Annotated in this window: 25 protein-coding genes; 13 read left to right on the top strand and 12 right to left on the bottom strand. The window is 38.6% G+C overall.

Going from position 1 to position 23,419, the window contains the following annotated elements; genetic code table 11:
• Nucleotides 1–82: 82 nt before the first annotated feature.
• The 9 genes from ACS5PU_RS19440 to ACS5PU_RS19400 all read right to left on the bottom strand — a co-directional run bounded on the left by ACS5PU_RS19440 (nt 83) and on the right by ACS5PU_RS19400 (nt 7,316).
• The gene (locus tag ACS5PU_RS19440; RefSeq protein WP_439460824.1) at nt 83–1,147 is read right to left on the bottom strand and encodes a hypothetical protein; all 1,065 of its coding nucleotides are present in this window, start codon (nt 1,145–1,147) and stop codon (nt 83–85) included.
• A complete protein-coding gene (locus tag ACS5PU_RS19435) occupies nt 1,134–2,789 on the bottom strand; it encodes an NAD(P)-binding protein (RefSeq protein ID WP_439460823.1) in 1,656 nt (551 codons plus the stop codon). Before ACS5PU_RS19435 ends, ACS5PU_RS19440 begins: the two co-directional genes overlap by 14 nt.
• Nucleotides 2,767–4,278 carry a polyamine aminopropyltransferase gene (locus ACS5PU_RS19430; RefSeq protein WP_439460822.1) on the bottom strand — a complete coding sequence of 504 codons (1,512 nt, stop codon included), beginning with the start codon at nt 4,276–4,278 and terminating at the stop codon, nt 2,767–2,769. Before ACS5PU_RS19430 ends, ACS5PU_RS19435 begins: the two co-directional genes overlap by 23 nt.
• 1 nt (nt 4,279) lies before the next feature.
• Complete coding sequence (locus tag ACS5PU_RS19425; RefSeq protein ID WP_439460821.1) at nt 4,280–4,504, bottom strand: DUF350 domain-containing protein; 225 nt, start codon at nt 4,502–4,504, stop codon at nt 4,280–4,282.
• Nucleotides 4,505–4,512: 8 nt separating this feature from the next.
• Nucleotides 4,513–4,686 (bottom strand): hypothetical protein, encoded by a 174-nt coding sequence (locus ACS5PU_RS19420; protein ID WP_439460820.1) that lies wholly within the window; start codon nt 4,684–4,686, stop codon nt 4,513–4,515.
• Entirely contained in the window at nt 4,687–5,991 is a 1,305-nt protein-coding gene (locus ACS5PU_RS19415; protein WP_439460819.1) for a DUF4178 domain-containing protein, read from the bottom strand. It lies immediately after the preceding gene.
• Nucleotides 5,991–6,344 carry an S-adenosylmethionine decarboxylase family protein gene (locus tag ACS5PU_RS19410; protein ID WP_439460818.1) on the bottom strand — a complete coding sequence of 118 codons (354 nt, stop codon included), beginning with the start codon at nt 6,342–6,344 and terminating at the stop codon, nt 5,991–5,993. The genes ACS5PU_RS19415 and ACS5PU_RS19410 overlap by 1 nt, the downstream gene beginning before the upstream one ends.
• A gap of 67 nt (nt 6,345–6,411) precedes the next feature.
• Nucleotides 6,412–6,816 (bottom strand): hypothetical protein, encoded by a 405-nt coding sequence (locus tag ACS5PU_RS19405; RefSeq protein WP_439460817.1) that lies wholly within the window; start codon nt 6,814–6,816, stop codon nt 6,412–6,414.
• A gap of 20 nt (nt 6,817–6,836) precedes the next feature.
• On the bottom strand, nt 6,837–7,316 hold the full coding sequence (locus tag ACS5PU_RS19400; protein ID WP_439460816.1) for a methylated-DNA--[protein]-cysteine S-methyltransferase: 480 nt from the start codon (nt 7,314–7,316) through the stop codon (nt 6,837–6,839).
• A 389-nt stretch (nt 7,317–7,705) separates the two neighbouring features.
• Here ACS5PU_RS19400 and ACS5PU_RS19395 point away from each other — a divergent pair, with 389 nt between their 5' ends.
• The 4 genes from ACS5PU_RS19395 (at nt 7,706) to ACS5PU_RS19380 (ending at nt 11,513) form a co-directional block, all read left to right on the top strand.
• Nucleotides 7,706–8,371 (top strand): heme exporter protein CcmB, encoded by a 666-nt coding sequence (locus tag ACS5PU_RS19395; protein ID WP_439460815.1) that lies wholly within the window; start codon nt 7,706–7,708, stop codon nt 8,369–8,371.
• A 185-nt stretch (nt 8,372–8,556) separates the two neighbouring features.
• Nucleotides 8,557–9,219 (top strand): cytochrome c biogenesis protein CcsA, encoded by a 663-nt coding sequence (gene ccsA, locus ACS5PU_RS19390; protein ID WP_439460814.1) that lies wholly within the window; start codon nt 8,557–8,559, stop codon nt 9,217–9,219.
• Between the two features lies 1 nt (nt 9,220).
• Nucleotides 9,221–9,439, top strand: a complete 219-nt coding sequence (locus tag ACS5PU_RS19385; RefSeq protein ID WP_439460813.1) for a CcmD family protein — start codon at nt 9,221–9,223, stop codon at nt 9,437–9,439.
• 652 nt (nt 9,440–10,091) lie between these two features.
• The gene (locus ACS5PU_RS19380) at nt 10,092–11,513 is read left to right on the top strand and encodes a Glu/Leu/Phe/Val family dehydrogenase (protein WP_439460812.1); all 1,422 of its coding nucleotides are present in this window, start codon (nt 10,092–10,094) and stop codon (nt 11,511–11,513) included.
• 72 nt (nt 11,514–11,585) lie between these two features.
• Here ACS5PU_RS19380 and ACS5PU_RS19375 read toward each other — a convergent pair whose 3' ends face one another.
• The 3 genes from ACS5PU_RS19375 to ACS5PU_RS19365 all read right to left on the bottom strand — a co-directional run bounded on the left by ACS5PU_RS19375 (nt 11,586) and on the right by ACS5PU_RS19365 (nt 15,901).
• Nucleotides 11,586–12,992 carry a hypothetical protein gene (locus ACS5PU_RS19375; RefSeq protein WP_439460811.1) on the bottom strand — a complete coding sequence of 469 codons (1,407 nt, stop codon included), beginning with the start codon at nt 12,990–12,992 and terminating at the stop codon, nt 11,586–11,588.
• 121 nt (nt 12,993–13,113) lie between these two features.
• Nucleotides 13,114–15,135 carry a hypothetical protein gene (locus tag ACS5PU_RS19370; protein WP_439460810.1) on the bottom strand — a complete coding sequence of 674 codons (2,022 nt, stop codon included), beginning with the start codon at nt 15,133–15,135 and terminating at the stop codon, nt 13,114–13,116.
• A gap of 85 nt (nt 15,136–15,220) precedes the next feature.
• Nucleotides 15,221–15,901, bottom strand: coding sequence for a hypothetical protein (locus ACS5PU_RS19365; protein ID WP_439460809.1), 681 nt, complete (start codon nt 15,899–15,901; stop codon nt 15,221–15,223).
• Nucleotides 15,902–16,156: 255 nt separating this feature from the next.
• On the opposite strand from ACS5PU_RS19365, the gene ACS5PU_RS19360 reads away from it, so the two are divergent.
• From ACS5PU_RS19360 to ACS5PU_RS19320, 9 genes are all read left to right on the top strand, one after another.
• Entirely contained in the window at nt 16,157–16,591 is a 435-nt protein-coding gene (locus ACS5PU_RS19360) for a cytochrome c maturation protein CcmE domain-containing protein (RefSeq protein ID WP_439460808.1), read from the top strand.
• A 5-nt stretch (nt 16,592–16,596) separates the two neighbouring features.
• Nucleotides 16,597–19,065: a heme lyase CcmF/NrfE family subunit gene (locus ACS5PU_RS19355; protein ID WP_439460807.1), complete on the top strand. Its 2,469-nt coding sequence runs from the start codon at nt 16,597–16,599 to the stop codon at nt 19,063–19,065.
• Nucleotides 19,066–19,068: 3 nt separating this feature from the next.
• Nucleotides 19,069–19,833: a Rossmann-like and DUF2520 domain-containing protein gene (locus tag ACS5PU_RS19350; protein ID WP_439460806.1), complete on the top strand. Its 765-nt coding sequence runs from the start codon at nt 19,069–19,071 to the stop codon at nt 19,831–19,833.
• A gap of 40 nt (nt 19,834–19,873) precedes the next feature.
• Nucleotides 19,874–20,206, top strand: a complete 333-nt coding sequence (locus ACS5PU_RS19345; RefSeq protein WP_439460805.1) for a 2Fe-2S iron-sulfur cluster-binding protein — start codon at nt 19,874–19,876, stop codon at nt 20,204–20,206.
• Nucleotides 20,207–20,316: 110 nt separating this feature from the next.
• The gene (iscX, locus tag ACS5PU_RS19340; protein ID WP_316803797.1) at nt 20,317–20,559 is read left to right on the top strand and encodes a Fe-S cluster assembly protein IscX; all 243 of its coding nucleotides are present in this window, start codon (nt 20,317–20,319) and stop codon (nt 20,557–20,559) included.
• Nucleotides 20,560–20,634: 75 nt separating this feature from the next.
• Nucleotides 20,635–21,162: a KdsC family phosphatase gene (locus tag ACS5PU_RS19335; RefSeq protein ID WP_439460804.1), complete on the top strand. Its 528-nt coding sequence runs from the start codon at nt 20,635–20,637 to the stop codon at nt 21,160–21,162.
• 242 nt (nt 21,163–21,404) lie between these two features.
• The gene (locus ACS5PU_RS19330) at nt 21,405–22,235 is read left to right on the top strand and encodes a universal stress protein (RefSeq protein WP_439460803.1); all 831 of its coding nucleotides are present in this window, start codon (nt 21,405–21,407) and stop codon (nt 22,233–22,235) included.
• A gap of 101 nt (nt 22,236–22,336) precedes the next feature.
• Nucleotides 22,337–22,732, top strand: coding sequence for a Spy/CpxP family protein refolding chaperone (locus ACS5PU_RS19325; protein WP_439460802.1), 396 nt, complete (start codon nt 22,337–22,339; stop codon nt 22,730–22,732).
• Nucleotides 22,733–22,802: 70 nt separating this feature from the next.
• Nucleotides 22,803–23,369, top strand: coding sequence for a Maf family protein (locus ACS5PU_RS19320; protein WP_439460801.1), 567 nt, complete (start codon nt 22,803–22,805; stop codon nt 23,367–23,369).
• The last annotated feature ends 50 nt before the right edge of the window (nt 23,370–23,419 follow it).

The following is a 23,419-nucleotide window of genomic DNA, read 5'->3' as shown; positions in this document are numbered from 1 at the left end:
AAGAACAAATAGGATTGAGCAGATCGTTTTCATCATATCGAGGTTTTAGTATGATGTACGAAGCCTTTAAGTGAATAGATTTTTAAAATTTGTTTTTTGTCTTCCAGATAAAGCCATCAAGAACATAGTGCGTAGCCTGTGGTAGGGCCAACAGCGGAACCAATAGGGCGAGCAATTCGCTACTGGTAATTTGTGGTAAGGCCGAAAAAGGTTTAAAAACCGATTGGTGTTCTTTCCATACCAGGCCATCCCAGAGCCCTTCTTCCAGGTAAGCAAACAGTATTAAGATTAAAAGGAAGTAAAATATGCCAAATTTGCCGAAACACAGCTTGCTAATCTTGCTCTTGAAGCTCGCTTTGTCCAGTTTTTTCTTTTCGAAGAACCAGATTAAGGCCATATATGGAATACCGTGCGAAATTACATTTAAGGTAGTAAAAACCATGTCGCCATTAAAATAAACAATACCAAAATACCAGGATAGGAATGTTCCCAGTACGATTAAATTGCGTGGGAGATTTACCCGCCTACTCCTGATAACAATGATGGTTTCTTTTACAAAATATACAACAAGGATGAGGAGGTAAACAATACCAGAATAGCTTAATAAAGCATTGTTTTTAAAAGTAAAGAAATCGCCTTCTACAAACCAGTTAAAATGGCGTACCGTGCTTAAATGCCAAAAAATTAAGGGATAAACAGTTGCCGCATAAATGGCAATCTTATCTATTAACTTCACCAATGGTGTTGATTGTTCGTTACGGGAGTAGAGGCGCATAAAGCCATACTGCTGTCTAATAAAGTGGTAAACCGCCAGGTATGCCAGTATTCTCCAAAACCATAGGCCATCAATGTGGTAAATCATTACACCAATAATATAGCAGCCCAAGGGGATTGCAATTAGTAAGCCATACTGTTTTTTTAAATTGCCGGGATTAAAATATGTGCGGTATAAAGTGCTGTAAACATGGGCAACATCTATAAAAACGATTAAAAATACCCAGTATGCCAATGGGATGCCCGCTGAATTTTGAAATTGTGCAGGAAAAAGAAAAACCAGCAGTGTAGAGAAAAATGGCGGCGATAAGATAAAAATTCCATCGCTTAAAGCCGAATTTAGCCAGGGTTGATTTTGTTTATGCTGTAACATTCAAAACCTGTTTTGCTGCGTTAATACCTTGATGAAAGGCTTCTTCAAAAATAGAGATGCCGCTTAAATCGCTGTGCGCGAAGAAAATTTTATTGTTGATAGGGGTTTTTGCTTTTTCTAGGTTTTTGCTCCATACAAAATCTTTTGTCGGCGCTATCATGCCGTGCCCCCAAACCCAGAAATCTATATTTTCAATGGCTGCGGTAATTCCAGGGTGTATAATTTCCAGTTCGGGCATTACAATGTCCAGCCACTGCTCATAATTTCTGGAGTATGCAGCCAAACGTGCAACTGCCGGTTCAAAATCGCAGAGAGGCAAATAATAGGTAAGGACCTTTTTATCTTCTGAAAGTTTTAAGTGCTGCTGTGCCGAATTTACATAACCAACAGAAGGGGTGTTGTAAGCAACATTATCCCAGCAAAGGTTTATGCCCTTCGATTCTGGCAGACTGTTGATGGTAATATTGGCAATGAGCCAAGGAGAATAGTTGAAAGCCTTATAGTCAATATCACGGTTAAAATTTGCTAACAGGCGGTTATTTACAAACTGTGGGGCACATAAAATTATTTTTTCGGCTGCTATGTCTTCAGTCTCATTGGTTTTTGCATTCCATACCGAAGCTATTGTATTACCATTGGCCATTGGTTTTAAGCCGTAGCACATGGCCGAGGTTTTAATATGATCCTGAAGTTGTTTGGCCAGTTGCTTCATTACCCAGCCATTGCCTTCTGGCCAGGTTAAAATTGCGTTTTGTTCCGCGTTGGCCGCTTTGCCCCTGCGCGAGGCGAAATAATGAAGGCCTGCCCAGGCTGATATTTTATCTATCTTTTGTCCATAATCATCTTTGCAGGCATAATTTAAATACCATAGCAGGTATTTAGACTGATATCCATTTTCTTCTAGGTACGATTTAAAGGTTATCTTATCCAGTTTTCTATAGTTTTCATCGCTTGATGATGCGCTTAACGGAATATTGAACAAAAATTTGCCATCGTTTCCTTTGGTGTTTTTCAACCGGTCTACTTCAGCTAAAAACTGCCTGATCTGTTTTTTATCAGCAGCAGGTACCCCAAAATCTGGGATTAAACCTTCCTGCCACTCTCCGTTGATCAGCAATCTTTCTTCCGGATCGAAAGTAAGGTAGTAATCGTTGTAGTAAGGAAGCTGGTTTTCAAAATGGGTAATTACATTAATTTCCTTCAAAAAACCAATGAGCAGATCATCATCATTATTGGCAATGGTAATGTAATGGGCACCCAATGGATACGATGAGATTTTATTGGTGCCAAAATGTGAGTTTCCGCCGGTATGGTTTTCGAGCTCGAGGATTTCGAAATCCGTTTCGCCATTATTTTTTAGCCATCTACCTGCCGATAAGCCCGAAATTCCCCCTCCGATAATGAGTGTTTTTACTTTTCTTGTTTTTTGGGGAGCTGGCAATTTTGTTTTATCACGCAAAATATGGCCAGCCTTTGCATCTGGCCCCTGTAGTTTTCCTTTGATGTTGTATTTGTTGGGCCTTATTTTTTTATAGCAGCCGCTTAAGAAAATACCACCGGTAATTAATCCAATCCTTAACAAAAAAGACCGCCGTTTTAAGTATGCCGATAAATCATCTTTATAAAACGTTTGCCCATTCATCTTCAAAGTATTTGACCAAAATCTGGTTGTTAAGTTTATTCACGTCGGTTTTTACCTTGCTCATATCTTTCGGAAAAAACAGCATTAAATCTAAGCTTTCTTTCGATACAAACCTTAAACCGGGTAAATATTGCTGCGGCTTTTTATACACATTATCCGGCTCGGTAGCCATAATATAGCCCCACTCGCCGAATGATGGAACATAATTGTGATAGGGAATGGTTTTTAGCCCAACGCTTTCCAATGTTTTGTTAACTGTCCAAAAAGATTTAGGTGCCACGTATGGCGAAGTAGATTGAACAACCATTAAGCCTTTCGGTGCAAGAATACCTTTAACCAGTTTGTAAAAGGCATTGGTGTAAAGCTTGCCAACGGCATAATTGGAGGGATCGGGGAAATCTATTACTATAAAATCGAATTTTTTATGCTGCGCTTTGATCCAGCTGAAGGCATCGGCATTAATTACCTTTACTTTTGGCGATAGCAGCGCATTTTTGTTCAGTCCCAGCAAAATTTTGTTCGATTGGAAAAGACTGGTCATTCCCTTGTCCAGATCTACCAGGGTAACCGATTCAACATTTGGATATTTTAAGATCTCCCTAACGGCAAGCCCATCGCCGCCGCCCATTACCAGAACGTGTTTGGCAAAAGGCAGTGCCTGCAGGCCCGGGTGCACCAGTGCCTCGTGGTAGCGGTACTCATCATCAGAGCTGAACTGAAGGTTTCCGTTTAAAAAAAGCCTTAAAACTTTGTTTTTTTTGGTGAGGATAATCCTTTGGTAGGGCGTACTTTTCGAGTAGATGATGGTATCGCTGTAAGTCTGGCTTTCAGAAAAGCTGGTTATGATATCAGCATATACAAATCCGGCCAAAAGCGCTATAATCGAGATAATAGATGCACTTTGCAGGTATTTTGAAGCCCTGATTTCTTTCTTAAAGCTCAAACAGACAATTAAGGCCACGGCAACATTCAACATCCCGAACAGATAAGCTGTTTTTACCAGTCCTAAATGCGGAATTAATAAAAGTGGGAAAATTAAAGAGGCGAGGAGTGCACCAATGTAATCGAAGGTAAAAACTTTCGAAACCAGATCTTTAAACTCATAACGGTCTTTGAGGATGCGCATGAGCAGCGGAATTTCTAAACCTACCAGAATACCGGTTAAACTCACAAAGCCATAAAGCACAATCCTGAACGAGGCAATGCTTTCGAAAACCAGAAACAATACGGTTGAACTGAACCCGCCAACCAGTCCCACCAAAATTTCGATCTGTATAAACCAGGAAAGGATGTTCTTTTCAAAATATTTGGAAACCCAAGAGCCAATGCCCATAGAAAAGAGGTAAACTCCAATTATGGTAGAAAATTGGGTAACCGAATCGCCGAGCAGGTAACTGGCCAATGTACCGGCAATTAACTCGTAAATTAAGCCACAGGTTGCAACAACAAAAACAGAAATTAATAAAAGCGCAGGTAACTTTTTGTTCATGCTAACTGTGTATTGCTGAGCTGATAATGATTGCGATGGCAATAATAAAGGCAGCAAAAACAATGGCTAAAGCTAAATTCTGCTTTTCTAATATTTCTTTCCAAAGGTTTTCCGGCGTAATTTTTTCGATAACCCAAAAGGCGATAAAAAGAACCGCAATACCCAATATGGAATAAACCAATGAGGCAATAATGTACTTGATGTTAATTAATTCGTTTAAACTCATCGTCTTTTTTATTTATGGTAAAATCTGTTTACATGGCCGGCATGGCCTCTATTGCCTGTAAATTCGGTGTTTTTTTCTACTTTATCTTTGTAATAAGCCAATCCGGTTAAACCACTGTAACCGTAAAAACCTATAATAATAAGCAATATAATCAGGTAATATTTTATCGGTTTTAAATTCATTTAGTCTCCGCTTACAAAAGGTGAAAAATCGCTGTTATCCCATCTGGTTTTTTCATAATTGCGCATCAAGTACCAGCATATTGCCGGAAAAATGCATAGCAATACTATCGTGATCAATGTATTGCGCCACATGCTTACATTGGTTGTGGCCCTGATGTAAAGGTTGTTCCTGTTAATGTCTCCCGATGATGGATATACATTTAAGTGGTATCTGCCCTTGGGTATTTCTGATAAAAGGACCGATTCTTTTGTAGCACCTTCCGACCAGCTTTCGCCATCTTCTGTGCCATGGTAATATTCAATACCTTTGCTTACCTCCCAGGTACGGTTATCCGCCTCATTTACCAATACAATGGTGGTTTCTAACCAGTTGTTGTCAACTGCCGAAGCAATTTCGAATTCGATGTTTGATGATTCATCCTCAACAGTAAATGATGGTGTAATAAACGATTTAAAGGCATCGGCACCCGCTTTTGCATCATAAGTGATTAGAAAATCATCGTTGATTAATTCTTTTTCGGGCTTTACCGTGTTAAAAAGCAGGTGCAAAAGCAAAACCAGGATAATGGCAATGCCGGTTACTGTTAAAGCTGATGTCCACCTATCGTAAGCTTTTGATGGTTGGTTGGCGCCAATTCCTGTTTGCTTGGGTAAGTCGTTTTTATCCATACCGAAAGCGTTTGCAATAATTTCGGAATCAAGATACTCGCCTATATAATAACTGGTTTGGTGGTTAACCTCTTTTACCACCATAAAGGGCGGTGCAATGTACTCGGTAGCTTTAATTTTTTCATTAACCACATCCCAATCCACTTCGCCAAGCATAGCCGTAACTACAGGTTTATAGCGGTTAAAAAGCTTATACTCCACATTCTTATAGCTAACACTTACCCCGTAAGATATCGGCTGTTTATAATCGGGCAGGAAATCTTCTCCGGCAATAAAATTCCAGTGCCCATCAAATTCGGATAAGTTAACATAACCTTTATCGTGACTGGTGAGGATGTATTCGCGCCAGGCATAACTGGTGTTGGCTTCTTTTTTTTCGAGATAGGCAATTACCTTGAAATCGGTGCCGTGGATATTTGCCGTAGCACCCAGTTTTAATACCGGTGCCTTATCTGGCTGATGTAGGTTTTTGTTAAATCTAAACTCTTTAGGGTTAATGATGTGTAGATAAGCATAACATGAAGGGCAAACTACATACTCGCTTTTTGGTAAATCATAGCACACCAAATTTTGCTTGCATTTGGGGCAAACAACGGTTTCGGATAACTTGAAAAATGATTTAATTGAATTTTCCATCAACGAACAATTTCATTTTTCTGCAATTCCTTACCCTCAAAAAAGTGGAGCACCGATTGGTAAATAGCTTTCACCTTTTGCGTGTTGTCTTTTTGATAATTGGACAGGAATATATCGAAGGTTGCCAATTTAAATTCTGGCCAGGTGTGGATAGATAGGTGGGATTCGGTTAGGCAGATTACCGCAGTAAAACCGCCATTCGGGAAATCGTGATAAACTTCGCCAACTTTTTCTAAGTTATTGGTGCTGATAAGCTGGTTAAAAAGCATTTTGCAGCCATGAAAGGAGGAGAGATCTTCAGCTTTTTCAGAAGAAAATTCTGACAAAATATGTAAGCCTGGGTGATAGGTCATTGAGCGTTGGTATATCCCAAAATTAGGAATTATTTTAAATGTAAAAAGATTTAGGCACGCTATTTATTTATACCGGAGTATCGGCGATAAAATGATCGTCTGTATCATCTGCCAATGGGATGTAAATCCGCTCCCATTCGTTGCCACCTACAATTTCCCAGGTGTGGCCATCGCCAGCAGTATCATTTGCAATTAAAACAACGCCAGGTTCAATAATAAAGGTTTCGCCATTGCTTACTGTAAAAAGGAGTTTTCCTTTAAGCGTAATTACATATTGCCGCCTCGGTGCCGGATGCGGTATTTTCTCGAGTGTAGCAACATCAGTCTGTGCAAAAAAATACTGGGCATTAATGTGCTGGCGAATCGGTATTTTACCAATTTCGAATGCGCACTTATCTGCCTCAATGTTGATTAACCGGATGGCTTTCAGGTAATTTTTTGGCGTTTGGGTTTCGGCTAGTTCTGTTTTCATCAGCTCAAAATATATGGATTTTAAAATTTTAATTCAGTTTGTCCTTTATGGGTAATTTCCCGTTCGTGCTGCAGCAGCCATTGCTTGCGCCACAGGCCGCCTGCGTAGCCCACCAGTTTGCCATTACTGCCAATTACCCTGTGGCAAGGAACTACAATGGCTATGTTGTTTTTTCCGTTTGCAGCAGCAATTGCCCTAATGGCTAAAGGGTTATGTGCCGAAAATTTGGCGTACGAGGTTGTTTCGCCAAAAGGTATAGCCAATAAATTCTGCCAAACCTCTTGTTGAAATTCAGTTCCTTTCTGTTTTATCGGGAAATCAAAATGCTGTAGTTCGCCATTAAAGTAATCTTTTAACTGTTCAGCAACTTTTAGGGTAAGCGGGTTTTCGGTTAAGTGGGTAATGTCTTTCTCCGCAAAAGTTACAGCATATACAAAATCATCATCAGCAAGGATGGTTATTTGGCCAACAGGCGATGCTATAACGGATGCGTAGTTCATATCTTTTACTCCAGATTCTAGTTTTTGCCACAGATTTCACGGATCAACACTGATTTTTATTTATTTCTCTATGCCTCTGTAGCTATTTTTTTTGCCACTGATTTCACGGATTAACACGGATTTTTGCCTGGTCTATTTCTCCGTGTTTCTGTGTTTTTTTCCACAGATTACACAGATTTTGCTTGGTCTATTTCTCCGTGTTTTCTGCGTCTCCGTGGCTATTTGTTTTTTTTGCCCCTGATTTCACCTATTTTTATCTGTGGTTCTAATTCTTCTGTGTTTTCTGTGCCTCCGTGGCTAGATTACCAGTAGCCAACAGCTCAAACAAAATTACAACAATACAACAATTTAAGCATGCAATATTTATCAATAAAAGTATCTTTGCGGTTATGCAATTGGCCAAAGAGGTTAAATATTTAATTCACAAGGAAGTATTGTTAGAGTGGCGCTCCAAATATACCATCAACGGTGTATTGCTATATGTGGTCTCGACTATTTTTACCTGTTACTTATCTTTTGTAAGCCTGGGCGATAAATTAACCTGGAATGCGCTTTTTTGGATTATTATGCTGTTTGCCTCCATCAATGGTGTATCCAAAAGTTTTTTGCAGGAAACAAAAGGTCAGCAGTTGTATAACTATATTTTGGCCAGTCCGGCTGCGGTATTAATTTCAAAAACAGTTTACAATACTTTGCTCATGCTGGTGTTAACCACCATTGCTCTGGGCTTTTATACCCTTGTTTTTGATTCTTTTACACCACCCGATCTGATAATGTATTATGTAGCCGTAGTGTTGGGCAGTATCAGTTTTTCTACCGTTTTTACCATGGTTTCGGCTATTGCAAGTAAAGCGGGCAATGGTGGCATGCTAATGGCTATTTTAAGCTTTCCGGTTATCATTCCAGTACTGATCCTGTTGATCAAACTGGCAAAAAATGCAGTGGATGGTTTGCCATGGGAGAATAGTTATGACGAAATAGCCATGCTTTTGGTGGTTAATGTATTGATGGTGGCTACCTCTTTATTGTTATTTCCTTACCTTTGGCGCGATTAAAAAAGGATTGAATTATAGAATGAGAGATTGATTGAATTAATGGACAATTAATAAAAAAATGAATTAATGAGGTTTTAAGGCAATAGTAAGCAAGTATTCTCTCATTAACATTCACTTACTCAAATTTAAATATGTGCAGGGATTCACTCAATCAATCCTTTACTCACTCAAAATTAATAAGATGTATGAATAAAACTTGGTGGAAAATTTTAGGTTCAGTTTTGGTAATTTATACCGCTGTTGCCGGCTTATTGCTTGGTGTGCCGCGTTTACCGATACTGAATGAAACCATTAGAAATCTCTATTTTCACGTACCCATGTGGTTTGCCATGATTGTACTTTTCTCGATTTCTGTTTTTTACAGCATTAAATCGTTGAGTACCAAAAGTGAAATAGATGATATTAAAGCAGTAGAAAGTGTAAATGCCGGGATTGTATTTGGTGTTTTAGGGTTAGTAACCGGTGCTATTTGGGCAAAATACACCTGGGGGCAGTTTTGGAGCTTCGATCCTAAGCAGAATTTTGCTGCGATTTCGATCTTACTGTATTTTGCCTACCTCATTCTTCGCAATGCCATTGATGAAGAGCAGAAAAGGGCCAAAATTTCGGCTATCTATAACATCTTCGCTTTTCCGATGATGGTGGTTTTACTCTTCGTTTTACCACGTTTAAAAGATTCATTACATCCAGGTAACGGTGGCAACCCTGGTTTTAACAGCTACGATCTGGATAGCCGTATGCGGATGGTTTTTTATCCTGCATGTTTAGGCTGGATATTAATTGGTTATTGGGTATATACCATCCGCTTCAGAATACGTAAAATAGAAAACAAACAAGAACACAACTAAAATGAAAAAGATATTTTTCTCCCTAATGTTATTGATAACTACCCTACAGTTATTTGCACAAGATAATAATGTTGAAATGGCTGATAGCCTGCGTAATAACGGAAAAATTTACGTTGTTGTAATATGCATTGTAATTATTCTTTTAGGCTTGCTAGCTTACCTTTTCGCCATTGATAAAAGATTGAAGAAAATCGAAAAAGAAAGCCATAACGGTAAATAAATGCCTAAATAAGCCAAACACTTTGGCTTGGCTAAGCTTAAAAAAATTGAAATCTGACGGTTTTAAGCGGTTTTAAAATGCCGCTTTTTGCCTAATTTATGATTTATCTTGTTGTAATACAGCTTTTTGGTTCTCCATAAATCGCTAACTAAGTATACAGCGCGGTAAATATGTAAAATACCTACATGATAGTATTGTTTTTTGATAAATTAATAGCCAAGTTTGAGTAGTTATAAATTAAATCAACGGGACGATTTAGATTAACTTTAAGGAGTGATCAATATTTATTGGTCACTTTTTTTATACCCTTATTTTTCAAACAGGATGTAAAACCCATTACAGTATTAACGCTCGTCTGCAATTTCTGGTATATTGAACCTTGTTCAAATATTTTTTTAACTTTTTTTCGCTTCAGGGTACTACCTAAAATAATGGGTAGTTAGCATCCGATATTTGGGGTTTGGGAAAAGTATATCTGCCTCAGAACCTATTTAAATATTGTTTTTGAACAGTTTCGTATAAACGGTCTAAAATGCCTTGAAGTGCTAAAAAAGAATGGTGTTTGCTTTACACTAAGTGTTTTTCCATTTGGATATGTGCAGTATTTTTAGGCAATTTTGCACCGAAAACTTATTCATAAAAAAAATAAATAATGGCTAATCTAGCAGACGAGAACAAGTTCTTTGCAGATGTTTGTAAAAACTTTGACAGTGCGGCTCAATTTACCAACCATCCCGAAGGTTTATTGAACCAGATTAAAACATGTAATAGTGTGTACCGTTTCCAATTCCCAATCCGCCGTGGAAATGGCTTTGAAGTAATTGATGCTTGGCGCGTAGAACACTCGCACCACATGAGCCCTACCAAAGGTGGTATCCGTTACAGCGAAATGGTTAATGAAGATGAGGTTATGGCACTTGCAGCGCTAATGACTTATAAATGTGCCATTGTTAATGTTCCCTTCGGTGGTGCAAAAGGTGGAATTAAAATTAATACCAAACAATATAGTGTAGCCGAACTAGAAACCATTACCCGCCGCTACACTACCGAGCTGATTAAGAAAAACTTTATAGGCCCAGGTATAGATGTTCCTGCTCCTGATTATGGATCGGGCGAACGCGAAATGAGCTGGATTGCCGATACCTATATGACCATGAATCCTGGTCAGTTGGATGCTTTAGGCTGTGTAACCGGTAAACCAATTGCTTTACACGGTATTCGCGGACGTAAAGAGGCTACAGGCCGTGGTGTTGCTTATGCTGTACGCGAATGTGTAGAAGTAGCAGAAGATATGGCTAAATTGGGTTTTAAACCAGGCTTAGGCGATAAACGCGTAATTGTGCAGGGTTTGGGTAACGTAGGTTACCATTCGGCTAAATTTTTGGCAGAATTCGGCGCAACCATTGTTGGTTTGTGTGAGTTTGAAGGTGCTATTTACAACCCTAACGGATTAAACGTTGATGAGGTTTTTGCACACCGTAAAAACACCGGTTCGATTTTAGGTTTCCCTGGCGCTACCAGCTTTAAAAATTCAATGGAAGGTTTAGAGCAGGATTGTGATATTATCGTACCTGCGGCTTTAGAAAACCAGTTTACCGAGCTGAATATCCGCAACATTAAAGCAAAGATCATTGCTGAAGGTGCAAATGGTCCAACTACACCAGAAGCCGAGGCGATATTTACTGAAATGGGTGGTATCATCATTCCAGATATGTACTGTAATGCCGGTGGTGTTACCGTTTCTTATTTCGAATGGTTAAAAAACCTTTCGCACGTGGCTTTTGGCCGTATGGAAAACCGTTATGCAGCTAACTCAAATGCCAACCTGATCAATACCTTAGAAAATTTAACAGGAAAAACAATCCTTCCGGAGCACCGTTTAATGATTGTTAAAGGTGCATCAGAGATGGAATTGGTAAACTCAGGTTTAGAAGATACCATGATCCATTCTTATCACGAAATCCGCGAAACTTTGATGAATAAACCGGGTACACAGACTTTAAGGACTGCTGCTTTTGTTAATTCAATCGATAAAATTGCAGTTTCTTACATGAACTTAGGTGTTTGGCCATAAGAAGCCGAAGATGAAAGCATAAAGCGAAAAATCCTTGCAGATATAAAATTTGCAAGGATTTTTTTTAGCCTGTTATCTTTTTACTGAAATATCAATACTGGAATTAAAACAAAAGTTTAACGGATTTTTTGTGCCGTTTTTGAATGTTTTTAAGAGCTGTACCAGCGAATTGGCATCCTGATTTAAAAATAACAGCTCCGATTCCAATTTGATTTTATCTTTTTCTAAACTCTTCGCTTTCATTTCCAGTTGGCTAAAAACATTCAGGTTGGCAGAAATTATGCTTAGCGGTGTTTGCTTAATCAGCTTTTTGAAATCCACTTTAAAATAGAAGAAATCGTTTGACGCTATTTTCTTAGCTTCAAGGTTGGTGCTTTTTAAAGTGCTGAGCTGAATGCTGCCCTTACTGCCTTTAAAATAAACTTGGTACAGCGGAATCAATGAGCTGCTGATCTTTCCTGTAGATGGATCCAACAAACCTGCTGATTTGAGGTAATTGCTTGCCGCAGTATCGTTAGCACTCAGGATCATGGAAATTTCTGGAATTTTTCGCCTCTGCAGTATTTTTTTCTCAACCCTTTCAAAATCCTCATTGTAATCGTAGCCAACAACAGTATCTACCTGTTCAATGGTATTGATCCATTCAAAATCCATATAACCATTATAAAACTTCAAAAAGTTTTCTTTCGAAAAAGGAGAGAGGCTTTTGGCTCCGCTTTTTTGGGGCAGCTTGGTTTTAAATTTCCCATTTAGCCACAAACTTACCGTACTTGCTGGATTTAGTACCCGATGCTGTGGTTTTGAAGCTGGTTCAATCAGCTTACTTATAAACTCATTGCTGAGATCGATCTTTCCATCGGTAAAATTAATTTTGCAAAAATTTTCGCTGTTCTGAAATGATACATGATCAGACAGATTTAAAAGATCCTTAAAACTGCTTTCGCCAATCTTAACCATGTTTTTGCGGCTCAGTATTTCTGCCAAAACGGCTTTTACCTGTTCTTTTTGAGGGGTATAAGCTAAAGCTACAGTGGTTTTGTTAAATAAAATAGATAAAGTCGAATCGGCAGATTGATAGAAACGGGCATCCTTTTTAATTAAGGGTAAAAAAGATTTCTTTTGAATGAAACGGTTAAAAGCTAAGCTATCTGCTATTTCAAAGCTCGAAAAAAAGCTAGTTTTTGCCTTTCCTTTTAGGCCATATACATAAATGTTTGCGGGAATTTTGATGCCAATGTTTAAATCATCTATTTTTTCTTTGAATCCTTTTTTATCTGCACCCGAATATTGGTTAGGGTGTTTTACATAACTGATTGCAATGGTTTTGTACAGCTCATCTACATTTATTTTAAGTAGGGCGTTGGTTGATGCAGGTATGAATACATTATTGGCCTGCATTTGCCTGTATTTGAAAAAGCAGAAGTAACCTATCAGCAGCAATATTACTATCGCTGCTGTTATTTTTAAGAATCTTACCATAATTGGGTTAATCGGTTAATTGTTTAAATCGGTTAACTGTTAGTCTTGCTAAAGTTGTCAACTTTTTGGCAAAAGCGCTATTGAAGTTGACAAATTGGTCTGTTAACGCGCTTAACAAAAATTACTTAGCCGCATTTTCAATTAACGAAAACAGGTATTTCAGTGCATTTTCATGTCCGTTCGGAATTTCTGCACTAATATCTGCCGATACAAGCCTGCCTTTAATCGGGTTCGATTTCATGTAAACATCGCCCATTTGTGCCAAAGTGCTGTTGAATTTTTTGGCCGTTTCTACGCCGCCAATTTCCGAATCGGGCACTTTGCCCACCAGGTTTTTGGCATTAAACAAAAAGCTGAAGTTATTTTTGCTCAACAATGCTTTGTGTTTTTTACTAATGCTGCTGTTAAACTGGTTGTTGTTGATGTTCTGCATTTCTGTTAAAGAATTGCCAAAAAACACAATTCCATCTTTAATGAAGAAATAAACATCAATAGGGCTCTTTTTCTCCTGTATTTTATAAATGTTATTGTCTAAGGTAACCAGGTTTTTGTGCATGCCGTATTTAATCAGCTTGTTAAACAACCGGGTATCATCTGATGAGAACATGAAAAGAAAATCGGGTAAGGTTTCATTTTTGGTTTTGGTTACTTCTTTCTGCTTGTAATCATCGTCGTACTCGTAAGTGGTATAGGTAACTTCTTTTGTGTTTAAGCCATTTATAACAAATAGGGCATCACCTTTTATTACCTGGCTTACAGCTTCCTCATCCAATAATAGAGAAATCAGCTCCGAACCCAGGTCAATTTCTTCATCCATCTGACGGCCTAAAAACGAGCCGTAGGTTTGTTTCATCAATTTTGGCAATTCTTCCAAGTAAGCTTTGGTATCAATGGCATAGCTCATAAAACCAATCGCTTTTTCGCTGTTTACATATTTCAAGAATTTTTTGTTCAGCTTTCTGTTCATTATTTTTTTGTACGAATCAGCCTGTTCCTGAGCCAGTTCTAACCCTGTAGAAATGCGGAAACTCTTATCATCCATAAAAAGCTTGGCGTTTAAACTGCCATATCCTGTCATTAGCCCAGCTTTGCCATAAGTGCCAAATTCGGGGGCAACTGCATTGTAAACATCCTGTAGGCTAGATACCCAAAGCTCTGCAATGGCTTTGCTGTCTAAGCTGGTGGTATACGATTTATTGTTTTCTATCGATTCGTAACTGCCATTAAAAATCTGATCTGCCTGTGCGGTCATCCACTTAAAGGCCAATCTTTTTTTCTTAGCCTCCTGTTCTGCAATTTCCTGTTGGTAGGTATCATAATTTGCATTTACCTTTGCTGCATCGGGCGCTTCTGCAACGGCATCCATTACCGCCTCATCAACATTTTCAGCTTCAGTATCAGTGTTTGGCTGGCGTTTCGGCTTTATAACCGTTTTCTTTTTACTGCTTTTCTTTTTGCCAACAGTTTTTTGAGCTTTCTTTTTTGTAGTGCTTTTTTTCTGAACTTTTGCTTTTTCGATAACGGGTGCAGTAACTTCCTCTACCACAGGTTCTGTTGTAGTAACATAAGTGGTATCTGCCAACATCGTTGCGCTATCAACAGCCATTGCATCTTCGGCTTGAAACCTGATGTCTTTGATGCCGTAGCGTGCAGATTTGGCCGAATCGGCAAAGAAAGCGCCTTTAATGCTACCGGTTACGAAGTACATCATTTTATCGTTCCATTTAACAATGCTAGTACTATCGGGTAAAACTATGGTTCTGGTATTACCATCTGTTTTCAGCTTTTGCTCCTTATTATTGATTAAGCTTTCAAATTTTGAGGCATCTTTCAAAGGAATAAGGAAACAGTTATAGGTAATACTATCTGTAAGCTGATTGAAATAGTACATGTTTTGATCCAGGTTGATGCCAAAATCTTCAATACTGCTAAAGTTTTTATCAAGCGATTTCGAGGTTCCTTCCAGTAATTTTTTGCCCACAAAAGATTCGTTAAAATCTTTGACAAACATGAGCTTAAAAATATTGTCGCCTTTAATGGTAGCCACGGTAAAAGCATTTGCCGGTATTTTTTTGACTAAATCTTGCGCATTTGCAGCCTGTAATGACAGGAATAGGGAGATTGCAATTAGAATTTTTTTCATTAGATAGCTTTGTTTTTAGCGGTTGTGAAGCGCTCATGGGCATACTCGTTTCGGTTTTTTAACGCATGCTCATGATGGTTTCATTTTATTTAGATAGTTGTATTGCGTTGGATACGTTAATTTTTCCGTTAATTAAATCGGTGATATTGCTTTTTAACATTACCGCCTTTTTCGATTTAGATACATTTGATGCCGGGTTGGTGGTACTTGTTACAGCCGATTCGAACCGGTAAATGCTGGTGTAGGTTGCGCCGTTAAAAACAGCCTTATCTTTTGCCTTTAATTTATTGAATTCGGTTTTTGCTGTAGCCACCGACTGGTATTTTCTGCTAAAGGTTTTTGTGGCTTTGTTATAGCTATAAGAAGAAGTATTTGTAGCCTTTATTTTTTGCTGCGCCAAAATGTTTTTGGTAATGTTGTTGATGTTTGAAACATCTTTGAAAGAAAAACTGATGGTTGCGATATAATTATTGAAATCGCTGGTGCTTTTTACGTTCGATATCCCTTCCGATTTTCTTAAATAAGCAACAGCTTCGTTTAATTCTTGCTGTATTTTTTGCTTGCTTGGAACTTTATAGCCTTGAACACTATCTAAAAGCATTACCGAGGCAACTTTAGTTTTGCTCTGGCTTAAGTTAATGGTAAGTGTCACCTCCCCGGTGCCATCGTTTTTGATCGAAATTTCTTCTATGACCTCAAAACAGGAGCTTAAAATAGGGATCAGTACGATAAACAGCAGCAGATTATAAAATTGTTTCAGGTTCATGTTGATAGGGTTAATCGATTTACGATGGGATAAAAAAGGAATGATGATCTGATGCTCCAAACTTAATAATTTCGTGCCGTATTTTTAAGATCTTTAGCATATCTGATGGATATGGTGGGTAGATTTAGTTGTTCTGCAAAATATTGCCGTACTAAAATCAGCTAATTGTCAATATAAAGACAAGAAAAATGTAAAAGAATGCTGGCTAAGCCGATTTTTCTATCTTTGTTGCCAGCTTTTACAATACATATAAACATGAAGAAAAGTGCAATCATTGGACTGATCACCATCGCCATTTCCGTTGGGATTTTATTTAGCTTAAACGCAAATACCGATACCTATTCTAATTTCAAGCAGGCTTCGGGCTCTGGTAAGGAAGAACATGTAATGGGCTATTGGGTAAAATCAATGGGTACATATTATGACGCTGTAAAAGATGCCAATCACTTCTCGTTTCACATGAAAGATGAAAAAGGAGAGGTGAGAGAGATCATTTATGCAGGTACAAAGCCCCAGGATTTTGAAAAATCTGAAAAATTGGTACTTATCGGTAAAATGGATAAGGACAAATTCTATGCATCGAAAATTTTAATGAAATGCCCATCTAAATATAACGACAACCTTGTTGAGGTAAATAAAGATGGTAAGGTAGACACCGTAGGGAAATACGGCGAAAAAAAATATAACTAATTTTAATGGATATTCAATTTGTAGGCGAGAACCTGCTGCCGGGTAAAATCGGTCAGTTTTTTATTGTGCTGGCTTTTAGTGCATCATTACTTTCAACCATCTCATACTTTTATGCCAGTCGCGAGAAAAATTTAGAAGATAAATCCTGGCGCAACCTGGGCAGAATTGGATTCTTGGTTAACTGGGCCAGTATTATTGGTATCGGCGTAACGCTTTTTTATTTAATCCTCGGCCACTACAACGAATATAATTACGTTTATTTCCACTCTTCCAAACAACTTCCTATCTATTATATTGTATCGGCTTTTTGGGAAGGACAGGAAGGAAGTTTTTGGCTTTGGGCATTTTGGCAGTCGTTTTTAGGTGCGCTTTTAATCTGGAAAGCCAAAATCTGGGAACGCCCTGTAATGACGGTTGTGGCATTTTCGCAGGTATTTTTAACCTCGATGATGCTAGGCGTAGAGATTTTCGGGGAAAGGATCGGTAGTTCGCCATTTATTCTTTTAAGAGATGCCGTTGATTTAAAAGCAATGGCCCCTGTAGTTTTTGCAAACCCTGAAAACTTTAAAGATTACCTTAAATTTATTACCGATGGTAGAGGCTTAAACCCATTGTTGCAAAACTACTGGATGGTAATACACCCGCCAACCCTGTTTTTGGGTTTCGCCAGCATGGTGGTTCCTTTTGCTTATGGTATTGCAGGTTTATGGCAAAAAAGATATAAAGATTGGATTAAGCCAGCTATGCCATGGACGCTTTTTGCGGTAATGGTTTTAGGAACCGGTATTATAATGGGGTCTTTCTGGGCCTACGAAGCGTTAAACTTCGGTGGTTTCTGGGCTTGGGATCCGGTAGAAAATGCTTCGCTAATCCCTTGGTTAACGCTCATTGGTGCTGTACACGTAATGATTGCCTATAAAAATACAGGCCATGCTTACTTTACGGCAATTGCATTGGTATTTTTAAGTTTCCTATTGGTGCTTTATGCATCGTTCTTAACCCGTAGTGGTATTTTAGGCGATACATCAGTCCACTCATTTACCGATATGGGCATGTTTGGCCACCTTATTCTCTACAATGTGGTATTTGCTATTTTGGCCATTTCATTAATTGTTTGGAGATGGAAAGAGCTGCCAATTACGACTAAAGATGAAGAAACCTATTCGCGTGAATTTTGGATGTTTATTGGTGCCCTGGTAGTAACGATTGCCTGTATCCAGGTTATTTTTTCAACCTCTGTTCCGGTATTTAACAAAGCCTTTGGTACTAATTTTACCCCACCAATTGATGCTGTTAAATATTACAACCAATGGCAGGCGCCGTTTGCAGTGTTAATTACCTTAATTTCAGGTTTCTCTCAGTATTTAAAATACAAAAGAACCGATCCACGTAAATTTTACAGCAGTTTAGTTTCAGCAATTGTTTTTTCACTGGTTTTAACAGCCGGTTTGGTGTACGTTGCAGATATTTACACCAATACCATGTACATACTGATTACTTTCAGTTGTTTGTTTGCTGTGCTATCCAATGCCGCAATATTGTATCAGGCTTTTGGTGGCAAGGCAAAACTTGCTGGTTCGGCAATTGCGCATATCGGTTTTGCTTTCTTAATATTGGGCGCCTTAATTTCTGCAGCTACCAATAAACCTTTATCCATCAATGCCAATAATTTTATTCCGGTAAAGGATTTTGAGAAAACAGAGAAACCTGGCGAAAACATCATGTTATACAAAAATGAGCCTAAAAAAATGGGTAAATATACGGTAACATATGTGAGCGACACTACGCAGGCGCCAAATACCATTTACGAACTTAACTTCAAGGTTATCGACGAGAAAACCGGAAAGGTTAAAGAAGATTTCAACCTGCACCCACATGTACAGGATAACGAGAAAATGGGTTTAATTGCTTCTCCTGATACCAAGCACTACCTTACTTACGACGTTTATACCCACATTACCAGTGCGGCGATTAAAAAAGAAGCGCATGATGACCACGAAGGACATTCTGACGATGAGAATTACAAAGCACCACGCATTGTTAAAGTTTCGGTAGGAGACACCATCCATACTTCGAGCGGTATAGTTACGGTTAAAGATTTGAACAGGAAACCTGTTGCCAAAGATTTGGCATTGGCCCAGGGCGATTATGCCGTTGGCTTGCCACTCGAAATCAATGCTGCCGGCAAAACTTATAACACAGAGCCTATTTTCTTGATAAAAGGTAACAATACTTTCGATTTTGCACGTAAAGTAGAAGAACTGGATCTAAAATTCCGTTTTTCTAAAGTATTACCGGATGAAAAGAAAGTAGAGCTGCAGATTTTTGAGAAACCTCAGCAAGCGAAAGATTGGGTAGTGTTCAAAGCCATAGAATTTCCTTTCATTAATTTATATTGGGCAGGCACCATTGTAATGGTTATTGGTTTCTTACTTTCTATTTTCAGAAGAAGAAAAGAAGCCAAAATTGCATAAACCATGAAAATTGTTTTTTTAGGTTCGGGTAACGTAGCAACACATTTAGCAATAGCTTTAAAGGCTAAAGGCGAAGATGTAGTGCAGGTTTACAGCCCTAACCTAAATCATGCGTTAGCGCTGGCAAATGTAGTTGGCGCAGCAGCAATAAACAGGTTAAATGAAGTTGATCAAGATGCCGATTTATACCTCATTTCAGTAAAAGATGATGCCATTGCAACTGTAGCCGCGGCATTAACAAATGTAACGGGCTTGGTAGCGCACACTTCTGGTACTACCGATATAGGTATTTTATCTTCGCAGGTAAAAAAAGCAGGTGTTTTTTATCCCTTGCAAACTTTTTCGAAAGCGAAAGCAGTTTCATTTGATCATATACCATTGTGCATTGAAGCAGTTGATGAGGTTCAGTTGGATATTTTAAACCATCTGGCCACTACAATAAGCAATCAGGTATATCACTTGGATGGTGAAAAAAGAAAAGTACTGCATCTTGCTGCTGTATTTGCCTGTAATTTCCCCAATCACTTATATGCTTTGGCCAATAAGATTTTAGATCAGAATGGCCTAAACTTTGAAATCATCCGGCCGTTAATAGCCGAAACTGCCGATAAGGTAATGAGCAATCTGCCTGAAAATGTGCAGACTGGTCCAGCGGTTAGGGCCGATGAAACAACAATACATAAGCATTTGAGCATGTTAAACAATATGCCCGAATTGCAGGATATTTATCAAACATTAAGCAACAGCATAAAATTAATGCCGAAATAGCATAATTACGGCTTTTGCTTATTACTTTTGCAAAATAATTATGAGCATTTTTAAACTAAAAATAAATTTTGAAGAAGCAGATCACGAAGCTGTAGAGTTACCTATTGCTGCCGGCGAGTCTGTTTTAGATGTTTGCCTGGATAACGGGATCGAATTACAGCACAACTGCGGTGGTGTTTGCGGTTGCAGTACCTGCCATGTGTATGTAACCAAGGGCATGGACAATATCGAAGAGATTTCTGATAAAGAAGAAGATTTCATTGATAGAGCTGTACGCCCTAAAATTACTTCACGTTTGGGTTGCCAGTGCGTAGTAATCAACGGCGATATTGAGGTAACTATTCCAGATCAATCTGGTTTCATGGGACACTAATTTAGTCCTGGGTCTAGAGTCCTTAGTCCAAAGTCGATCGGCCGATTTTAACAATTAACCGATTTAAACAGTTAACCGCTTCAACATTTCAACTTTACAACAAACAGAACATGAACAACGATAAATTTGCCTTACCTTTTTACTGGAACGATTATGAAGATATTGCGATGTCTTTATATGAAAAGTTTGGTGATGATTTTTCAGAAACCAAAATTTACCGTATCCGCTTTACCGAACTTTTAGAATGGGTTTTAGAGTTGCCAAACTTTAAAGGTACCCGCGAAGAAAGCAGTGAAGGCCATTTAGAGCAAATTCAATCTGCTTGGGTATACGAGTGGAGAGATAATCAGTAATTAGCCTTGAGTCCGGAGTCCTCAGTCTTGAGTCGGCTCCAGCGCTCATCGCCAAACACTAAACGCCAGACTAAAATGTTTCTTCAAAAACTAAAAGATATCACCACTTTCATTTTTGATGTTGATGGTGTGCTTACCGATGGTTCAGTTCAGGTTACTGATAATGGCCAGTCGCTGCGTACTTTCAATATCAAAGATGGTTATGCCATGCAGTTGGCCGTTAAACGAGGGTATAATATCTGTATCATTTCTGGCGGCGATGGTATTGCGATGGGCAAACGCTTTTTTAACCTTGGCGTAACCGATGTGTTTTTGGGCACAGGCGACAAAGTAGCAATATTAAATCAGTATCTTCAGGATAAAAAGATTACAGCTGCAGAAGTGCTTTACATGGGTGATGATATCCCCGATTTAAAAGTAATGAAATTGGTTGGGCTCCCAACCTGTCCGGCTGATGCAGTAGAAGAAATAAAGGCCATTTCTACCTTCATATCCCCTTATAATGGAGGCAAAACAGCTGTGCGCGATATTATCGAAAAGGTAATGAAAGTGCAGGGAAAATGGCACGATGAAAACCCAAACGCTGCCGATTCTGGTAAGTAAATTTGTTTATTGGTCATTCGTTCATTGGTTATTCGTTCATTGGTCATTGGTTCGTTGACACGATTGTCATCCTGAGCGGAGTCGAAGGATCTCTTCTTATTACTACTGTCAGAATGACCCTGATATTATAAATCTCTTATTTTAAAATTTGTAATCAATAAGATTATATCCGAAATTTGAGTTGATATATTAATCAATCGATTGATTAATTTAATAATTTAAATAACATTAATTTTAATGATATGAGCACTTACCTTGTACCTGTAGATTTTTCGAAAACAGCAGATCATGCTGCAAAATATGCTGCCAGATTGAGTTTTGCGATGACGAATGCCAAAATAATCTTGCTTAATGCCTACTATGTTTCAGAATATGAAATGCTTCTGCCCACGCCCGACCTGATGGTTACAACCGACGACCGGATTGCAGAAGAAGTGGCGAACAGGCTGGCCGCATTGGAAAAACTTAAGCACAAGCTGCTCGAAATTAATCCCGAGGTTGAAATTGAAGTTTATTTAACCAGAGAAACCATTTTAAGATCCATCATTGATAGGGTGAACAGAGAAGAAATCGCATTGATTATTATCGGTAGCAATGGTAAAAAAGCTAAAGATGAAAGTGATATAGGCTCGAACGCAATCAAGATTTCTAAATCGAGCCCTGTTCCGGTACTGGTTGTGCCACCAAAGGCCGAGTATCAATCCATCAGAAAAGCTATCCTGGCCTGCGATTTTAAAAAGGTAAAAGAGGTAATCCCGATGAATGCGCTAAAGAATATTCTAAGCAAGCATGCACTCGAACTTCTGGTACTCAATATCAACTCTGGTCATACCATCGATTCGCAGGAAGAACATTTTTTGCATAAAATGCTGATCGATTTTTCGCCCGCTTACCATTACTCCGATCATCCCGATACCATAAAAGGAATTGTGAAGTTTGCCAAAACGGAAGCTGCACAGCTCATCATTGCACTGCCCAAGAAATACAGTTTCTTTGAAAGCCTTTTACACGAAAGTGTATCGCATAAACTGACGATTAAATCGCATGTACCGGTATTGCTGCTGAAAGATTAATGTTCTTTGTTTGTAATAGCTAAGTTACAGTTCGCCGTTAAACTTTTAATTTTTTTTGTACTCCAACCATTCAAATTTCAACCAAAAACAACAAGAACAACATGAAAAAATTAATGATGATCTGCGGATTAATGCTAGGTATAGCAGGTTTCGCCAACGCGCAACAAGGTGGTGGACAAGGTAGAATGATGATGAAACCTGAAGAAAGGGTAAAACAGTTAGACGAAAAATTAAAGCTTTCTGATGATCAAAAAACTAAATTGACTGCTGTATTTACTGAGCAGGCCGAAACAATGAAAAAAATGCGCGAAGAAATGCAAGGTGGTGATAGAGATGCTATGAGAGAGAAAATGCAAAAAATGCGTGCAGATAACGATGCCAAAGTTAATGCAGTATTAACAGATGAGCAGAAAAAAACTTACGAAGCTTGGCAGAAAGAACAACGTGCCGAAATGGAAAAACGTAGACAAGGCGGCCAAGGTGGTGGAAATAACTAATCCTAGTTAAAATATCGAATAATAAAAGCGGCTTTATGTCGCTTTTATTATTTTAGCAGAAAAATTAAATATGCCAGTCCAATTTCCCCCGATTATATTAGCCTCTAAATCTCCACGCCGCCAAGAGCTTTTAACGCTTATGGGCCTAAACTTTAAAGTAGAACTGAAAGATGTTGATGAAAGCTATCCAGATGGTTTGAGTCCGGCAGAAATTGCTGTTTATATTTCGGAGCAAAAGGCCAAAGCATTTACAGGAGATGGCGAAATTGTAATTACGGCTGATACCATTGTGGCTTTGAACGGAGAAATTTTGGGCAAACCTGTAGACCGTGCACATGCACAGGAAATGCTGAAGAAACTTTCGGGCAGTAAACACGAGGTTTTTACGGGTGTAACCCTGGTTAAGGGAGATAAGAGCTATTCTTTTTACGATAGGACCGAAGTATACTGTAAATCTGTTACAGCTGATGAAATAGATTTTTACATCGATAATTATAAGCCTTTTGATAAAGCAGGAAGCTACGGTGTGCAGGATTGGTGGGGAATTGTTGTGGTAGAGCGCATAGAAGGTTCTTACACCAATGTAATGGGGCTGCCCACCGAGAAACTTTATAACGAACTCTTAAAATTTATTTAAATCTCCTGTGTGGAATTCTCGTAAAAGTTTCATCATCTAAGAAATGAGCA

Source organism: Pedobacter sp. GSP4, assembly GCF_051857575.1.
Taxonomy (GTDB): domain Bacteria; phylum Bacteroidota; class Bacteroidia; order Sphingobacteriales; family Sphingobacteriaceae; genus Pedobacter.
The sequence above is the reverse complement of the archived record's forward strand: the minus strand, read 5'-3'. Positions and strand labels throughout refer to the sequence as shown.

Excerpts from the sequence above, each read along its gene's own strand:
- ACS5PU_RS19365 (WP_439460809.1), bottom strand. The coding sequence starts at position 15,901 with ATGAACCTGAAACAATTTTATAATCTGCTGCTGTTTATCGTACTGATC.
- ACS5PU_RS19325 (WP_439460802.1), top strand. The coding sequence starts at position 22,337 with ATGAAAAAATTAATGATGATCTGCGGATTAATGCTAGGTATAGCAGGT.
- ACS5PU_RS19370 (WP_439460810.1), bottom strand. The coding sequence starts at position 15,135 with ATGAAAAAAATTCTAATTGCAATCTCCCTATTCCTGTCATTACAGGCT.
- ACS5PU_RS19440 (WP_439460824.1), bottom strand. The coding sequence starts at position 1,147 with ATGTTACAGCATAAACAAAATCAACCCTGGCTAAATTCGGCTTTAAGC.
- ACS5PU_RS19410 (WP_439460818.1), bottom strand. The coding sequence starts at position 6,344 with ATGACCTATCACCCAGGCTTACATATTTTGTCAGAATTTTCTTCTGAA.
- ACS5PU_RS19400 (WP_439460816.1), bottom strand. The coding sequence starts at position 7,316 with ATGAACTACGCATCCGTTATAGCATCGCCTGTTGGCCAAATAACCATC.
- ACS5PU_RS19320 (WP_439460801.1), top strand. The coding sequence starts at position 22,803 with ATGCCAGTCCAATTTCCCCCGATTATATTAGCCTCTAAATCTCCACGC.
- ACS5PU_RS19350 (WP_439460806.1), top strand. The coding sequence starts at position 19,069 with ATGAAAATTGTTTTTTTAGGTTCGGGTAACGTAGCAACACATTTAGCA.
- ACS5PU_RS19425 (WP_439460821.1), bottom strand. The coding sequence starts at position 4,504 with ATGAGTTTAAACGAATTAATTAACATCAAGTACATTATTGCCTCATTG.
- iscX (WP_316803797.1), top strand. The coding sequence starts at position 20,317 with ATGAACAACGATAAATTTGCCTTACCTTTTTACTGGAACGATTATGAA.
- ACS5PU_RS19330 (WP_439460803.1), top strand. The coding sequence starts at position 21,405 with ATGAGCACTTACCTTGTACCTGTAGATTTTTCGAAAACAGCAGATCAT.
- ACS5PU_RS19345 (WP_439460805.1), top strand. The coding sequence starts at position 19,874 with ATGAGCATTTTTAAACTAAAAATAAATTTTGAAGAAGCAGATCACGAA.
- ccsA (WP_439460814.1), top strand. The coding sequence starts at position 8,557 with ATGAATAAAACTTGGTGGAAAATTTTAGGTTCAGTTTTGGTAATTTAT.
- ACS5PU_RS19395 (WP_439460815.1), top strand. The coding sequence starts at position 7,706 with ATGCAATTGGCCAAAGAGGTTAAATATTTAATTCACAAGGAAGTATTG.
- ACS5PU_RS19360 (WP_439460808.1), top strand. The coding sequence starts at position 16,157 with ATGAAGAAAAGTGCAATCATTGGACTGATCACCATCGCCATTTCCGTT.
- ACS5PU_RS19375 (WP_439460811.1), bottom strand. The coding sequence starts at position 12,992 with ATGGTAAGATTCTTAAAAATAACAGCAGCGATAGTAATATTGCTGCTG.
- ACS5PU_RS19420 (WP_439460820.1), bottom strand. The coding sequence starts at position 4,686 with ATGAATTTAAAACCGATAAAATATTACCTGATTATATTGCTTATTATT.
- ACS5PU_RS19380 (WP_439460812.1), top strand. The coding sequence starts at position 10,092 with ATGGCTAATCTAGCAGACGAGAACAAGTTCTTTGCAGATGTTTGTAAA.
- ACS5PU_RS19355 (WP_439460807.1), top strand. The coding sequence starts at position 16,597 with ATGGATATTCAATTTGTAGGCGAGAACCTGCTGCCGGGTAAAATCGGT.
- ACS5PU_RS19385 (WP_439460813.1), top strand. The coding sequence starts at position 9,221 with ATGAAAAAGATATTTTTCTCCCTAATGTTATTGATAACTACCCTACAG.
- ACS5PU_RS19430 (WP_439460822.1), bottom strand. The coding sequence starts at position 4,278 with ATGAACAAAAAGTTACCTGCGCTTTTATTAATTTCTGTTTTTGTTGTT.
- ACS5PU_RS19335 (WP_439460804.1), top strand. The coding sequence starts at position 20,635 with ATGTTTCTTCAAAAACTAAAAGATATCACCACTTTCATTTTTGATGTT.
- ACS5PU_RS19405 (WP_439460817.1), bottom strand. The coding sequence starts at position 6,816 with ATGAAAACAGAACTAGCCGAAACCCAAACGCCAAAAAATTACCTGAAA.
- ACS5PU_RS19415 (WP_439460819.1), bottom strand. The coding sequence starts at position 5,991 with ATGGAAAATTCAATTAAATCATTTTTCAAGTTATCCGAAACCGTTGTT.
- ACS5PU_RS19435 (WP_439460823.1), bottom strand. The coding sequence starts at position 2,789 with ATGAATGGGCAAACGTTTTATAAAGATGATTTATCGGCATACTTAAAA.